Source organism: Pseudomonas alloputida (genome assembly GCF_021283545.2).
GTDB lineage: Bacteria > Pseudomonadota > Gammaproteobacteria > Pseudomonadales > Pseudomonadaceae > Aquipseudomonas > Aquipseudomonas alloputida.
Window position 1 is genome coordinate 580,947 of sequence record NZ_CP128540.1, and the last position, 14,569, is coordinate 595,515.

Consider the following 14,569-nt stretch of genomic DNA (forward strand, 5'->3'; position numbering starts at 1 on the left):
GCCGGGCTTGCCCCGCGCAAACCGTTTTTGAGGAAGACCCCATGTTCACCGGCATCATCGAATCCATTGGCACCATCCGCAGCCTGACCCCCAAGGGTGGTGACGTGCGCGTCTACGTAGAAACCGGCAAGCTCGACCTGGGGGACGTCAAGCTCGGCGACAGCATCGCCGTCAACGGTGTATGCCTCACGGCCGTAGAACTGCCGGGCGACGGCTTCTGGGCCGATGTCAGCGTCGAAACCCTCAAGCGCACCGCCTTCATCGACCTCAAGAGCGGCAGCAAGGTCAACCTGGAAAAAGCCCTGACCCCCACTACCCGCCTGGGCGGGCACCTGGTCAGCGGCCACGTCGACGGGGTTGGCGAAATCATTTCGCGCAGCGATAACGCCCGCGCCATCCAGTTCCGCGTGCGTGCACCGAAGGAACTGGCCAAGTACATCGCCCACAAGGGTTCGATCACCGTCGACGGCACCAGCCTGACGGTCAATGAGGTCAATGGCGCCGAATTCGAGCTGACCATTGTCCCGCACACTCTGTCCGAAACCATCATGGCCGATTACCGTGCAGGGCGTCGGGTAAACCTTGAGGTCGACCTGCTGGCCCGTTACCTGGAGCGCTTGCTGCTGGGTGACAAGGCCGCCGAACCGAGCAAGGGCAGTGGCATTACCGAAAGCTTCCTGGCCGCCAATGGCTTCTTGAAATCCTGATTGAGAAGGGGGTGCCGCGTGGCGCTCAACAGCATCGAAGAACTGGTCGAAGACATCCGCCAGGGCAAAATGGTCATCCTGATGGATGACGAAGATCGCGAGAACGAAGGCGACATCATCATGGCGGCCGAATGCTGCCAGCCGGAGCACATCAACTTCATGGCCAAGCACGCCCGTGGCCTGATCTGCATGCCGATGACCCGCGAGCGTTGCGAAACGCTGAAGCTGCCGTTGATGGCGCCGCGCAACGGCTCGGGCTTCGGCACCAAGTTCACCGTGTCGATCGAGGCCGCCGAGGGCGTCACCACCGGTATTTCCGCCGCCGACCGCGCACGCACTGTGCAGGCTGCTGCTGCCAAGGACGCCAAGGCCGAAGACATTGTCAGCCCTGGTCACATCTTCCCGCTGATGGCCCAGCCAGGCGGTACGCTGGCGCGTGCCGGCCACACCGAAGCCGCCTGTGACCTGGCGCGCATGGCCGGTTTCGAGCCAAGCGGCGTGATCTGCGAAGTGATGAACGACGACGGCACCATGTCGCGCCGCGCCGAACTGGAAGTGTTCGCCGCCGAGCACGGCCTGAAGATCGGCACCATTGCCGACCTGATCCACTACCGCATGATCCACGAGCGCACCGTGCAGCGTGTTTCCGAGCAATCGGTGGAGAGCGAGCTGGGTGAGTTCAACCTGGTCACCTACCGTGATGCGGTCGAAGGCGACGTGCACATGGCCTTGACCCTGGGCAAGATCTGCGCGGAAGAACCGACCCTGGTGCGCGTGCACAACATGGACCCGCTGCGCGACCTGCTGCTGGTCAAGCAGCCAGGCCGCTGGAGCCTGCGCGCGGCCATGGCCGCAGTGGCCGAGGCCGGCAGTGGTGTGGTGTTGCTGCTGGGGCACCCGCTGGACGGCGACGTGCTGCTGGCGCACATCCGCGAAAGCGCGGGCGATGCGCCGGCCAAGGCACCGACCACCTACAGCACTGTGGGTGCCGGTTCGCAGATCCTGCGTGACCTCGGTGTGCGCAAGATGCGCCTGATGAGTTCGCCGATGAAGTTCAACGCGATATCCGGATTCGATCTGGAAGTTGTAGAATACGTGCCCTCCGAGTGACTTGAGGCGGCATTGACGCCCTCTGCTCGAGTCCAGACCCCTGTCGAGGCCGCTTGTATGCGGCCTCGCTCTTGAAGATGAGAATATCGGAATGACCCTGAAGACCATCGAAGGTACCTTCATCGCCCCCAAAGGTCGCTATGCTTTGGTGGTTGGCCGCTTCAACAGCTTCGTTGTCGAAAGCCTGGTAAGCGGTGCCGTTGATGCCCTGGTACGCCACGGTGTCAGCGAAAGCGACATCACCATCATCCGTGCCCCGGGTGCATTCGAGATCCCGCTGGTGGCACAGAAGGTCGCCCAGCAAGGCGCCTACGACGCGATCATCGCCCTGGGCGCCGTGATCCGTGGCGGTACCCCGCACTTCGAATACGTGGCGGGCGAGTGCACCAAGGGCCTGGCCCAGGTGTCCATGGAGTTCGGTGTTCCGGTGGCCTTCGGCGTACTGACCGTCGACTCCATCGAGCAAGCCATCGAGCGTTCTGGCACCAAAGCCGGTAACAAAGGTGCTGAAGCTGCCCTGTCCGCACTGGAAATGGTCAGCCTGCTGGCGCAGTTGGAGGCCAAGTGATTAGCGACGAAAGCGATCGTTTCAACCCGCGCGATCCAAAACCTGCGGATGCCGGCAAGCCCTCCAAGAGCGCCAAGCGCCGCGAAGCCCGCAAGCTCGCGACCCAGGCCCTCTACCAGTGGCACATGGCCCAGCATTCGCTGAACGAGATCGAAGCGCAATTCCGGGTGGATAACGATTTCACCGATGTCGACGGTGCCTATTTCCGCGAGATCCTGCATGGGGTCCCGGCAATCAAGGGCGAAATCGACAAAGCGCTGGTGCCTTGCATGACCATCGCACTGGAAGAGCTCGACCCAGTCGAGCTGGCTGTGCTGCGCCTGTCCACCTGGGAGCTGATCAAACGCGTCGACGTGCCTTACCGCGTCGTGATCAACGAAGGTGTGGAACTGGCCAAGGTCTTCGGCGCCACTGACGGCCACAAGTTCGTCAACGGCGTACTGGACAAGCTTGCACCTGCGCTGCGTGAAGCAGAAGTCAAGGCGAACAAGCGCTGATCCTGGCGCTGCCTGGCCATGGGTGAGTTCGAGCTGATCAACCATTACTTCGCCGCAGCGCCCTGTGCGCAGGGCGGCGAGGGCGTGGCGCTGGGTATCGGCGACGACTGCGCCCTGCTGGACCTTCCCCCCGGTGAGCAACTGGCGGTGTCGACCGACACCCTGGTCGCCGGGGTGCACTTTCCTGCTGTTTGCGATCCGTTGCTGCTTGGCCAGCGTTCGTTGGCTGTGGCGGCCAGTGACCTGGCAGCCATGGGCGCGACTGCAATCGGCTTCACCCTCGCACTGACCCTGCCTGACGTTGGCCCTGACTGGCTGGCGGCCTATGCCGACGGCCTTGGTCGCATGGCCCACCGTTGCCGCATGAGCCTGATCGGTGGTGACACCACGCGCGGCCCGTTGAGCATCACCGTGACCGTGTTCGGCCGCGTGCCGGCTGGCCAGGCCTTGCGCCGCAGCGGTGCAAGGCCGGGTGATCTGTTGTGTGTCGGTGGTTCGCTGGGCAAGGCCGCCGGTGCCTTGCCGCTGGTGCTGGGTGAGCGCGAGGCGCCTGCCGCGCAGGCCGAGCCGCTGCTGGCTCATTACTGGTCACCGATGCCGCAGCTCACCCTCGGGGCTCTGCTGCGTGGCAAGGCCACTGCGGCCCTGGACATTTCCGATGGCCTGCTCGCTGACTGCGGGCATATCGCCAAGGCCTCCGGCGTGGCGCTGGAGGTGAACCTGGCGCAGGTGCCAGTGTCTCCTGCCTTAGAGGCATTCCTCGGGCGCGAAGCGGCGTTGCAGGCAGCACTCACCGGTGGCGACGACTATGTACTGGCCTTCACCTTGCCGCCCGAAGCGCTGGCGCCCCTGGCTGGCCTCGGTTGCATCGAGGTACATATCATTGGTCGTGTGCTCGAAGGGCAGGGTGTGACCTTGCGCGACTCACAGGGCCAGGACATAACCCCCGTCCAGCGGGGCTATCAACACTTTAGGGAGAGACCGTGACCGATCACCCCAACCAGGTGCCTGCGGAGTTCGTTCCGCCTTCGGTCTGGCGCAATCCGTGGCACTTCATCGCCTTTGGCTTCGGTTCCGGCACTCTGCCCAAGGCCCCGGGTACCTGGGGCTCGCTGGTCGCCATACCGTTCATCCCCTTGTGGCAGCTGCTGCCCGACTGGGGCTACTGGTTGTTACTCGGCGTGAGCATGCTGTTTGGCTTCTGGTTGTGCGGCAAAGTTGCCAATGATTTGCGCGTACACGACCATGAAGGCATTGTCTGGGACGAGATTGTCGGCATGTGGATCACCCTCTGGCTGGTGCCGGAGGGCTGGCAGTGGCTGTTGGCAGGGTTCCTGATGTTCCGCTTCTTCGACATCCTCAAACCGTGGCCGATTCGCTGGATCGACCGCCATGTGCACGGGGGCGTCGGCATCATGCTCGACGATATCCTGGCCGGTGTGTTTGCCTGGCTGGGCATGCAGGTTCTGGTGTGGGCGGTTGCCTGAAACAGGGAGTGCGTGAATGGCCTTAAGGACTGTACTGCTGGCAATGCTGCTGAGTATTGCCCCGTGGGTGACGGCTGCCGAGGGCATGCCGAAACAGATCCATCTGGTTAGCGAGGAGTGGCTCGACTACACCAACGCCGACGGTACCGGGGTGGCCTGGGATGTGCTGCGCAAAGTGTTCGAGCCGGCCGGAGTCAAGGTGGTTACCCAGAGCGCGCCCTACAGCCGGGCGGTTGGCCTGGTCAAGCGCGGCGAGGCTGATGCCTGGGTTGGCTCGTACAAGGAAGAGAACGACGACAACCTGTACCCGCGCTGGCACTTCGACATGGACCATATCTATGCCCTGGGGCTGGCCAGCAAACCTGTGCCTACCCTGGAGACCATCGGCAAGTACCGGTTGGCCTGGGTGCGTGGTTATGATTACGGCAGCTACTTGCCCAATGTGCGCGAATTTCGCGAAATCCAGCGTCGCGAGGGCATTCTGCCGATGCTCGAACATGACCGGGTGGACTACTACATCGACGCACTGACCGAGGTCGACTACGTGCTCGGGCAAACCTCTCACCCGGAGCGTTTCCGCCGTACCCATGTGGCCGAGTTGCCGTTGTACCTGGCCTTTGCCCGTAACGACCAGGCCAAGGCTCTGTGCGAGCTGTTCGACAAGCGCATGAAGGAGCTGATACGTAGCGGCGAACTGAAGCCGATTTTCGAGCACTGGAAACAGCCCTATCCGTTCAGCGCGGACAGTCACCCACACTGAAGCCGAATACACCAAGGTATATCGCGGCCCTCTTGGGCTGCGGGCTTGGGGTTGAGCGATGGCTTTTAATAAGTATCGAACTTTTCGATCTTAAGCCACTGTATACAGCCAGCCCACATTCCCCAACCTGCTGATACAATCGGCCCACGAGAAATTTCCTACTTACTCCAGGAGCACAACGTGCCCGTCGTCTTTGTTGCCGCCTCAAAACTCCCGACGCCCTTCGCGACCTTCACCATGCATGGCTTTCTCGACGAAGCCACAGGCCGTGAGCATGTGGTGCTCAGCCTGGGTGATATCGCGGACGGCCAGCCGGTACTGGGGCGCCTGCATTCCGAGTGCCTGACCGGCGATGCACTGTTCAGCCAGCGCTGCGACTGCGGCTCGCAGTTGGAAGCCGCGCTGCAGGCCATCGCCCGCGAAGGCCGTGGGGTGTTGTTGTACCTGCGTCAGGAAGGCCGTGGCATCGGCCTGCTGAACAAGATCCGCGCCTACGAGCTGCAGGATGGCGGCGCCGACACCGTCGAAGCCAACGAGCGCCTGGGCTTCGCTGCCGACCAGCGTGACTACGCCATATGCCTGCCGATGCTCGAGCACCTGGGCGTCAAGTCGCTGCGCCTGATGACCAACAATCCGCGCAAGGTCAAAGCCCTGACCGACATGAACATCGTGGTTGCCGAGCGTGTGCCGCTGCACACCGGGCATAACCCGCACAACCGCTACTACCTGGCGACCAAGGCCGGCAAGTTGGGCCACATGCTGGGCAACGAACACCAGGGCGAGGTGCCCCAGGCGTGACCCGCGCCGAGGTCAAGCGGCGCCTGGCGCTGGCCTGGTGGCAGTACCTGGCGGTGGGCCTGGTGCCGCTGCCAGTCATGGCTTGGGCCTTTGGGGGCGGTGATGAACTGATCCCGGTGTTGGCCATGCCACTGTTCATCGCCGGTGCGGCCACCATGTTCCTCAGCCTGCCGCGTTTCGGTGCCTACAAGCGCGCACTTATTGCCACCTCAAAGGTGCTCGGTACGGGCGAAGAAGCCACTGCCTGGATCGAACTGGCGCGGGTGCGGCGCATGGCCATGCTATATGCCTGCTTCCCGGCTTGGGTCGCCGCATTGTCGGTGCTGGTCGGCCTGGAGGCAGTGCCGCAGATCCTCCTCGCAGTGTCTACCGTTGTAGTGCTGTACCTCTATCGCATTCCGCGCCAGCTGGGTTGATGCGACTGCTACCTGGCCTGCTGGCGTTGTTCGCCTGCACCGTACTGGCTGCAGAACCGCTACGTGTCGTCAGTCTGGCCCCCTCGATGAGCGAGATCATGCTTGAGCTGCAGGCCGACGACCTGCTGGTGGGCGTGCTCGATGGCGGCGAACGGCCGGCTGCACTGCGCCACTTGCCTTCGGTCGGGCGCCAAGGGCAACTGGACATGGAGCGCCTGCTCAGCCTGCGCCCCGACCTGTTGCTGCTGTGGCCAGGCAGTGTGCCGCCGGCCCAGCGCGACCAACTCAAGCGCCTGGGTATCGCCACCTTCAGCGCCGAACCCCATGACATCAGCCAGCTGATCGAGCAGATCGAGGCCATTGCCGAGCGTGTCGGGCGTGCCAAGCAGGGTCATTCATACGCGCGAGCCCTGCGTGAGCGGCTGCAGCAGCTGCGCCAGCAGTATCGGCGTGACGAACCCTTGCAGGTGTTTTATCAAGTCTGGGATCGGCCGTTGTACACGCTCGGTGGCCGCCAGGTGGTGACCGACGCCCTGGCCGTGTGCGGGGCGCGCAATGTGTTCGCCGACCTTGGCCAGCCGGCGCCACAGGTGAATGTAGAGTCCGTGCTGCTGCGTAATCCGCAGGTCATCCTGGCCGCTGATGAGGCGCAACTGGCCAGCTGGAAGGCCTGGCCGCAGATTCGGGCGGTGGCTGATGGGCGTCTGCTGGTGGTGCCGGACAAAGGGCTGGAGCGCCCCAGCGGGCAGATGATCGAAGCCACCGCCCGCTTGTGTGCGTTGCTGGACGCTAAAGCGCCGGTGTCCAGGTGATGCTCAAGAGCCAAGTGCGTCTTTCTTCGCGATAGCCGTAGTCGTTGCCCTGGTGGTTGTAGTGGACGCGGCTGTACTGCTTTCCCAGCAGGTTGTCCAGCTTCAGGTCGAGCGTAAGCTCGCGGCTTGCTACCCAGCTTCCGCGCAGGCCCACGATGCCGTAGCCTGCAATGGGGTCACTATTGCCTTCATCGTTGTAACTGCTGCTGACTGCCTGCCAGGTAGCGCCAACAGCGAAGCGGTCGAACTGGCGGTCTACGTCCAGGTTCAAGGTGCGCCGTGCTCGGCGAGGTAGGGTATGGCCATTCTCCCTGTTGCGCGGGTCGATCAGTGCCAGGCCCAGTTGAGACGTCCAACTGTTCCATTCTTGGCTCAGGGCTATCTCGAAACCGTCGATGCGCGCGGTGCCGACATTCTCGGGTCGTTCGCTGTATTCGATCGCGTCACGCAGGTCGGTGCGGTATAGCGAGGCCTCCAGTTTGCTGTTTTTGCTCAGTTGGCTGCGCCATTGCAACTCATAACTTTTCGAGTGTTCGGGCTTGAGCTCCGGGTTGTTGTAGCCGGGGAAGTAAAGGTCGTTGAAGGTGGGGGCGCGGAAACCTTCGCTGTACGACAGCAACACATCATTGGCCTCGTTCAGCGGTAGCGTCAGGCTGCCGCTCCAGGTGGTCTGCCCACCAAACTGTTGATTCTTGTCGTGGCGCAGGCCAAGCTCGGTGGAAAAGTATTCGTCATGAAAGCGATGCTGGACGAACAGCGCATGATTCCAGCGGCTGTCTTCCGTGAAGTCCTCACTCGCATGGACACGGTCTTCGTACCAGTCGCTACCCAACAGCAGGCTGTTGTGTTCACCCAGGGCTAGGTTGTTCTGCCAAGTTGCTTGGTCGCGGTAGGTATTGAAAGGTGCGCTTGAGTGGCTGAGCTTGTCTCGGCTTTCATCGCGGTTTTCGCTGTGGGCCAGCTCAAACCGAGTGCTCCACTGCTCGGTGACCTGGGCATCCAAGTAGCTGCCGATGCTGCTGACAGCGAAGTTCGAATACGGCACCTGAGGGCTTGCACCGCGCGGCTCGTCAAATTCGCGGCGACCACGGCTGTCGAGCAGGTTCAAGCCGGCCTCGAAGCGCTCACTGAAGGTGTGGCTCAGGCTCAGGTTCAACGCCTTGTTGCGGTAGGCGTCGTGGTCACCATCGCTGGCGAAGGATGGCCCGGTCGAGTCGATACCGGCAGTTTCATCCAGGCTGGCGCCAAGGTTGAAGCGGGTCGAGTCGTTGCCGCCAGAAAGCCCCAGGCTGCGTTGGAATGTCTGGTTGCTGCCGGCGGCCATGCGCAGGCGTGGCTGCAGGCCGGGGCCATTGCTGCGTCGGGTGAAGATCTGGATCACCCCGCCAATGGCATCGCTTCCGTATACCGCTGAGCGCGAGCCGCGCAGGACTTCGATGCGCTCGATCTGGTCGATGTCCAGAAACTGCAGGCCGCTGTCGCCCGAAGTGGCATTGGCGATGCGCACGCCATCGACCAGCACCAGGCTTTGCGCGGCTTTGGTGCCTCGGATAAAGATGCCCGGCAGGCTGCCACGGCCACCGGTAGGTGCCACTTGCACGCCCGGCACGCGGGAGAGCAAGTCGGTGACGCTGGAGGGTTGCAGGCGGTCGATGTCGGTGCGGGTGAAAACCGTGTTGGCTGCACTGGTGGCGGTACGCGATTCGACCTGGCGGCTGGCGCTGATCAGCACGTCGGGGAGTTTGAGGGCGTCGTCGCGCTCAGCGGCCAGAAGGAATGTAGGGGCACAGAGAATCGTGGTACAGGCTAATTTTTTCATGGGCAGTTCCAAAGGGTTTCCACAGCACTGTGCTGTCCCCGTAGGAGCGGGTTTACCCGCGAAAGGGCCGGGCCTGCTGGCCATTTCTCACCAGTCGTTCACCGTTGCCGCCGCTACCGTATTCGCGGGTAAACCCGCTCCTACAGTGGGCACACGTCGGTGATCGGGCGCAGGCCGTCGTAGGAGCGGGTTCACCCGCGAAAGGACCCTAGAGCCCGAGCCTGGCCATGCGGGCCTTCACCGAAGCCTCGATCCCGGCCGCATCCAGCCCGCACTCAGCCAGCATTTGCGCAGGCTTGGCATGCTCGACATAGATATCCGGCAGCCCCAGGTGCAGAAGCGGCTTGAGCACTGCCTGGCTGGCAAGGAACTCACCCACCGCAGCGCCCGCGCCACCCATGATGGCGTTCTCTTCGATGGTTACCAGCAGCTCATGGCTGCCTGCCAGCTCTAGCACCAGCGCCTCGTCCAGCGGCTTGACGAAGCGCATGTCGACCACCGTGGCGTTGATCTGTTCGGCCACTTGCATGGCCTCGGCCAGTTGTACGCCGAACACCAGCAGGGCCACTTTTTCGCCCTGGCGGCGGACCACGCCCTTGCCGATCTCCAGTGGTTGCAGGTCTCCGCTGATCGGCGCATTCGGGCCGGTACCACGCGGGTACCGTACAGCGGCCGGGCCGTTGTACAGGTGGCCGGTGCTGAGCATCTTGCGCAGTTCGTTCTCGTCGCTGGGGGTCATCACCAGCATGCCCGGGATGCAGCGCAGGTACGACAGGTCGTAGCTGCCGGCGTGGGTCGGGCCGTCCTCGCCGACCAGGCCGGCGCGATCGATGGCGAACAGCACGTCGAGGTTCTGCACCGCCACGTCGTGGATCAGCTGGTCGTAGGCACGCTGCAGGAAGGTGGAGTAGATCGCCACCACCGGCTTGCTGCCCTCGCAGGCCATGCCGGCCGCCAAGGTCACGGCATGCTGCTCTGCGATCGCAACGTCAAAGTAGCGCTCAGGGTAGCGCTCGCTGAAGTCGACCAGGTCCGAGCCTTCCTTCATTGCCGGGGTAATGCCCACCAGGCGGTTGTCGGCGGCGGCCATGTCGCACAGCCACTGGCCGAACACCGCGGAGTATTTCGGGCCGCTGGCTTTCTTCGGCGCGGCGGGCTTGTCGGCCGGCTCCAGCTTGGTGATGGCGTGGTAGCCGATCGGGTCAATCTCGGCAGGGGCGAAGCCTTTGCCCTTCTTGGTCACCACATGCAGGAACTGCGGGCCTTTCAGGTCACGCATGTTGCGCAGGGTGGCGATCATGGTGGGCAGGTCGTGGCCGTCGATCGGGCCGATGTAGTTCCAGCCCAGCTCTTCGAACAGCGTGCCTGGCACCAGCATGCCCTTGGCGTATTCCTCGGTGCGACGGGCAATTTCCCAGGCGCCTGGCAACCGCGACAGCACTTTCTTGCTGCCTTCGCGCATGCTCGCGTAGGTGCGGCTGGAGAGGATCTTGGCCAGGTAGTTGGACAGGCCGCCGACATTGCGCGAAATCGACATGTCGTTGTCGTTGAGGATCACCAGCATGTCGGCATTGACTTCCTGGGCGTGGTTCAACGCCTCGAATGCCATGCCGGCGGTCAGCGCGCCATCACCGATCACCGCGATCGACTTGCGTGCGCTGTTCTGCAAGCGGGCAGCAATGGCCATGCCCAGCGCGGCGCTGATCGAGGTGCTGGAGTGGCCAACGCCAAAGGTGTCGTACTCGCTTTCGCTGCGGCGCGGGAAGGCCGCGATACCGTCCTTCTGGCGCAGGCTGAGCATGCGGTTACGGCGCCCGGTGAGGATCTTGTGCGGGTAGGCCTGGTGCCCCACGTCCCACACCAACCGGTCGTCCGGGGTGTCGAACACGTAGTGCAGGGCGATGGTCAGCTCGATGACGCCCAGACCGGCACCAAAATGCCCACCGGTCTGCCCAACGGTGTAGAGCAATTCCTGGCGCAGTTCGTCGGCCAGCGTTTCCAGGTCGGCTTCGGCCAACCGGCGCAGGCCGGCAGGCGTGTCAGCGCGGTCGAGCAACGGCGTGACCGGGCGTTCGCGGGGGATCTCTTGAAACGTCGTGGGCATCAGGCGAGTCGTTATAGGTGTGTGAAGACGCGGCAGTTTACCCCATTGTGGGAAAAGTGCCCATTCGACCACAGGTTACGCGGCCCCCTGTAGGATCGGGTTTACCCGCGAATGCGTCGGCAAATTCAAGATCGCATTCGCGGGTAAACCCGATCCTACAGGGATAGGTGAAGCTGTTTAGTTACGGCGTTCGACAATATAACGCGCCAAGGCCCGCAGCGGCTCGGCCTTTTCGCCGAACCCTTGCAGTGCGGCCAGCGCCTGGTCGCGCAGTTCGATTGCATAGGCTTTGGCGGCTTCCAGGCCCAGCAGGGCCGGGTAGGTCGGTTTGTCACGCGCTATGTCTGCACCTTGGCGTTTGCCCAAGGTAGCAGTGTCGCTTTCCACGTCGAGGATGTCGTCCTGCACCTGGAATGCCAGGCCAATGGCCTGTGCATAAGTTTGCAGGGCATCCAGCTGCACCGGTTCGGCACGGGCACTTGCCAGGGCGCCGAGGCGTACGCTGGCTTCGATCAGCGCGCCGGTCTTGTGCCGGTGCATGAACTCCAGCGCCTGCTGGTCCAGCTTCTGGCCCACCGAACCGAGATCGATGGCCTGGCCGCCAACCATGCCGGCCGGGCCGGCAGCTTTGGCCAGCACCTGAACCATGGCCAGGCGAATGCTGTCGATCTGAGGGCTCAGGCAAGGGTCGAGCAGGGCACTGAAAGCCAGGCTCTGCAAACCGTCGCCAGCAAGGATGGCGCACGCTTCGTCAAACGCCTTGTGGGTGGTCGGCTGGCCGCGACGCAGGTCGTCGTCGTCCATGGCCGGGAGGTCGTCATGCACCAGCGAGTAAGCATGGATCAGCTCGACCGCGCAGGCTGCACCGTTGGCCTGTTCGGCCGGGGCGCCCAAGGCTTCGCAGGCCGCGTAGGCCAGCAACGGGCGCACGCGTTTGCCGCCGTTCATCACGCTGTAGCGCATGGCGGCGTAAAGGCGTTCCAGCTCTTTGCTCGGGGCGATGAACAGCGGTTCGAGGGCTGCGTCGACGCGCGCCTGGCAACTGGCCTGGTAGGTGCCAATCATGCTTCCGGCTCCGCGTCGAAGGGTTGGGCAGCCAGTTCGCCGTCGCGCTCCAGCAGAATTTGCACCTTCTGTTCGGCCTGGGCCAGGGCGCCCTGGCAGTCACGGGTCAGGGCGATGCCTTGTTCAAAGGCGGCCAGCGACTCTTCCAGCGACAACTCGCCGTTCTCCAGGCGCTCGACCAGTGCTTGCAGGTCTGCGAGGGATTGCTCGAAATCGAGGGAGGCTTTTTTGCGGGCCATGGCGACTGTCTCGGTGGCATTCAGAACGGCGCGACACTAGCAGAGCGGGGCGGGGGGAGCAAACTTCCGGCAGCTGCATCGGCTGATGCAGACCGATGGAGGAGCGGCCCTGTGTCGCGAAAGGGCCGCTCGCACAAGGACCGCAAAGCGTCCCGGTTCGGTGGATCAGGCCGGCTCTGCCTCCCGTTCCAGCATTGCCTCACGGTACCGCGCCAGCTCCTCGATGGTCAGCACCGGCAAATTGTACTGCCGTGCATATACCGCCACCTGCTCACCACGGGCCATGCTGCCATCGGGATTCATCAGCTCGCACAAGACCGCTGCCGGGCGCAGGCCGGCCAGGCGCGCCAGGTCCACCGAACCTTCGGTATGCCCACGGCGTGTCAGCACCCCGCCATTGCGGGCGCGCAGCGGAAAAACATGCCCCGGGCTGACGATATGGCGCTGTTCGGCGCTGGAACGCAGTGCTGCGTCAATGGTGGTGATGCGGTCCTGGGCGCTAACCCCGGTGGTGATACCTTCGGCCGCCTCGATGGTGACGGTGAAACCGGTGCCGTGGCGGGCCTGGTTGTTCTGCACCATGGGTGCCAGCTGCAGTTCGTCGACGGTGGCTTCGTCCAGGCACAGGCAGACGATGCCGCTGCAATCGCGAATCATCATGGCCATGGTCTGCAGCGTAATGTTCTCGGCGGCGGCAATGATGTCCGCTTCGTCCTCGCGGTCGTCATCGTCGAGCAACAGTACTGGGCGCCCGGCCTGGAAGGCGGCGATGGCGGCGGAAACATTGGGGAATTGCGCGTGGTGCTGGGTGAACATGAAACGCTCCTCGTGAATGATCGATGAACGTCTCGGGGCGAACAAAATGCGCGCGCAAGGGCGCCCGGATGGCCCCTGCATGACGCCTTCTTTCATCCGGACTATGACCGTCGGCTCTGGAGTTGCACCAGATCTGCTGACCCCCGACATGGTCGGGGCGCTCGCGGGCTCATCTTTCGATTTACCGCCGGTGGGGACTTACACCCCGCCCTGAAGACCGACCCAGCATACAGCACAGTGCCACCCCAGTGGCAACCCGCGGTTCTACTACCTTCGGCGAGACTTGCAGCAGTAACCATCTACCCCTTTGCACTTGCCGCAGCGCTTACCTTCGTGACGGTCACATTGGCAAACCAAGGAAACGAACCGTCATGTCCTCTCTCTATCCTTTTACCGATACCGATCTCCATCTCGCATTCAGAAAGGTCGTCGACACTTTGTTCGACAAGAAGCGCGACTACGTCGACGGCGTGCTCAAGCCCAAAATGCTCATCATTGCCGGTGCACAAGGCTCGGGTAAGACGTACTTGCTGGAAAAAACGCTGCTGAAGAGCGGGCGCTACGACAATTATGTTCGCCTTTACGAAACCCATTTTCGTGAACTGCACCCTCATTATCGGGCGATGGAAGACAAAGGCGTGCTGCATGTCTATGAGCATACCGAGCCGTTCATCTGGCGCCTGGGGGCAATGATTTGCACGTATGCGATGGAAAACAAATACAACATCATCATGGAGACCGCGCTCGACAGCCCTCATTTCGCTGATTTTCCACCTGATGCCGCCCTGAAGGGCTATCAGAGCGAGGTCCATCTGATTGCGTGTCAGAAAGAATTCAGCCACTGGTCGACCCTGGACCGTGTGGTCAACAGTGTTGGCAATCATGAGCTCGAGCGTGTGGTCAGCCTGACGCAGATCGAAGAGGCGCAAATCAATGGCAGGTCCATCATCGATGCTTTCGAAAACGCCTGTATCGAGGTACCGGGTTCCGAAATCGTGATCTATCGACGTGGCCTGGAGACGGACAGGAATAGCCTGCCGGTCTGTCACAGCACCTGTCCTGAAAAAGGGCGCCTCGTGCCCCAGCAGACCTACCAGGGCAGGGAATTCTTCCGCGGGGCAGACCTGAAGATCGACTTCAAGGTCCAGCGCAGTCCCCAGGCCGATTTCCCCTGTTCCTATATTCAGTATGCGCAGGTGGTGCATGCCGGCCTGCTGGGTTCGAAACACCGTCGGACGATGGCCGAACTCAATTGCAAAACCCTCGGCCAGGCTCAGAAGCTGATGTCGCAGCTGCCTGTGGATGTCTACCGCGAGCTGTGCCTGTACGTGCTCAAGTACGCGCAACCTTGAGTCGGACAGGGGCAGGGCT

At 62.8% G+C, this 14,569-nt stretch carries 16 protein-coding genes and 1 riboswitch; of the genes, 11 read left to right on the forward strand and 5 right to left on the reverse strand.

The window, feature by feature from the left end:
- Positions 1–41: 41 nt before the first annotated feature.
- The 10 genes from LU682_RS02630 to LU682_RS02675 all read left to right on the forward strand — a co-directional run bounded on the left by LU682_RS02630 (position 42) and on the right by LU682_RS02675 (position 7,155).
- Positions 42–707, forward strand: coding sequence for a riboflavin synthase (locus LU682_RS02630; RefSeq protein ID WP_003255399.1), 666 nt, complete (start codon positions 42–44; stop codon positions 705–707).
- Positions 708–725: 18 nt separating this feature from the next.
- The gene (gene ribBA, locus LU682_RS02635; RefSeq protein ID WP_003255398.1) at positions 726–1,817 is read left to right on the forward strand and encodes a bifunctional 3,4-dihydroxy-2-butanone-4-phosphate synthase/GTP cyclohydrolase II; all 1,092 of its coding nucleotides are present in this window, start codon (positions 726–728) and stop codon (positions 1,815–1,817) included.
- A 91-nt stretch (positions 1,818–1,908) separates the two neighbouring features.
- On the forward strand, positions 1,909–2,385 hold the full coding sequence (ribH, locus tag LU682_RS02640) for a 6,7-dimethyl-8-ribityllumazine synthase (protein WP_003255395.1): 477 nt from the start codon (positions 1,909–1,911) through the stop codon (positions 2,383–2,385).
- Positions 2,382–2,882, forward strand: a complete 501-nt coding sequence (gene nusB / locus LU682_RS02645) for a transcription antitermination factor NusB (RefSeq protein WP_003255393.1) — start codon at positions 2,382–2,384, stop codon at positions 2,880–2,882. Before ribH ends, nusB begins: the two co-directional genes overlap by 4 nt.
- 18 nt (positions 2,883–2,900) lie before the next feature.
- A complete protein-coding gene (thiL, locus tag LU682_RS02650) occupies positions 2,901–3,869 on the forward strand; it encodes a thiamine-phosphate kinase (RefSeq protein WP_010951802.1) in 969 nt (322 codons plus the stop codon).
- Positions 3,866–4,369, forward strand: a complete 504-nt coding sequence (locus LU682_RS02655; RefSeq protein ID WP_010951803.1) for a phosphatidylglycerophosphatase A family protein — start codon at positions 3,866–3,868, stop codon at positions 4,367–4,369. The genes thiL and LU682_RS02655 overlap by 4 nt, the downstream gene beginning before the upstream one ends.
- Positions 4,370–4,385: 16 nt before the next feature.
- Positions 4,386–5,129, forward strand: a complete 744-nt coding sequence (locus LU682_RS02660; RefSeq protein ID WP_010951804.1) for a substrate-binding periplasmic protein — start codon at positions 4,386–4,388, stop codon at positions 5,127–5,129.
- 180 nt (positions 5,130–5,309) lie between these two features.
- Complete coding sequence (gene ribA, locus LU682_RS02665) at positions 5,310–5,927, forward strand: GTP cyclohydrolase II (RefSeq protein WP_003255389.1); 618 nt, start codon at positions 5,310–5,312, stop codon at positions 5,925–5,927.
- The gene (locus tag LU682_RS02670) at positions 5,924–6,343 is read left to right on the forward strand and encodes a hypothetical protein (RefSeq protein WP_010951805.1); all 420 of its coding nucleotides are present in this window, start codon (positions 5,924–5,926) and stop codon (positions 6,341–6,343) included. The genes ribA and LU682_RS02670 overlap by 4 nt, the downstream gene beginning before the upstream one ends.
- Positions 6,343–7,155 (forward strand): cobalamin-binding protein, encoded by an 813-nt coding sequence (locus LU682_RS02675; protein WP_010951806.1) that lies wholly within the window; start codon positions 6,343–6,345, stop codon positions 7,153–7,155. Before LU682_RS02670 ends, LU682_RS02675 begins: the two co-directional genes overlap by 1 nt.
- Here LU682_RS02675 and LU682_RS02680 read toward each other — a convergent pair.
- The 5 genes from LU682_RS02680 to ribB form a co-directional block, all read right to left on the reverse strand.
- The gene (locus LU682_RS02680) at positions 7,133–8,974 is read right to left on the reverse strand and encodes a TonB-dependent receptor domain-containing protein (protein ID WP_060489216.1); all 1,842 of its coding nucleotides are present in this window, start codon (positions 8,972–8,974) and stop codon (positions 7,133–7,135) included. The two genes, LU682_RS02675 and LU682_RS02680, sit on opposite strands and share 23 nt — an antisense overlap.
- 208 nt (positions 8,975–9,182) lie before the next feature.
- Entirely contained in the window at positions 9,183–11,078 is a 1,896-nt protein-coding gene (gene dxs, locus LU682_RS02685; RefSeq protein WP_010951809.1) for a 1-deoxy-D-xylulose-5-phosphate synthase, read from the reverse strand.
- Positions 11,079–11,255: 177 nt separating this feature from the next.
- A complete protein-coding gene (gene ispA / locus LU682_RS02690) occupies positions 11,256–12,143 on the reverse strand; it encodes a (2E,6E)-farnesyl diphosphate synthase (protein WP_010951810.1) in 888 nt (295 codons plus the stop codon).
- Complete coding sequence (locus LU682_RS02695; protein WP_003255380.1) at positions 12,140–12,382, reverse strand: exodeoxyribonuclease VII small subunit; 243 nt, start codon at positions 12,380–12,382, stop codon at positions 12,140–12,142. Before LU682_RS02695 ends, ispA begins: the two co-directional genes overlap by 4 nt.
- 165 nt (positions 12,383–12,547) lie before the next feature.
- On the reverse strand, positions 12,548–13,198 hold the full coding sequence (gene ribB, locus LU682_RS02700; RefSeq protein WP_010951811.1) for a 3,4-dihydroxy-2-butanone-4-phosphate synthase: 651 nt from the start codon (positions 13,196–13,198) through the stop codon (positions 12,548–12,550).
- Positions 13,199–13,278: 80 nt separating this feature from the next.
- Positions 13,279–13,420, reverse strand: a riboswitch (FMN riboswitch).
- Positions 13,421–13,569: 149 nt separating this feature from the next.
- Here ribB and LU682_RS02705 point away from each other — a divergent pair.
- Positions 13,570–14,550 carry a zeta toxin family protein gene (locus tag LU682_RS02705; RefSeq protein ID WP_049587186.1) on the forward strand — a complete coding sequence of 327 codons (981 nt, stop codon included), beginning with the start codon at positions 13,570–13,572 and terminating at the stop codon, positions 14,548–14,550.
- Positions 14,551–14,569: the final 19 nt, after the last annotated feature.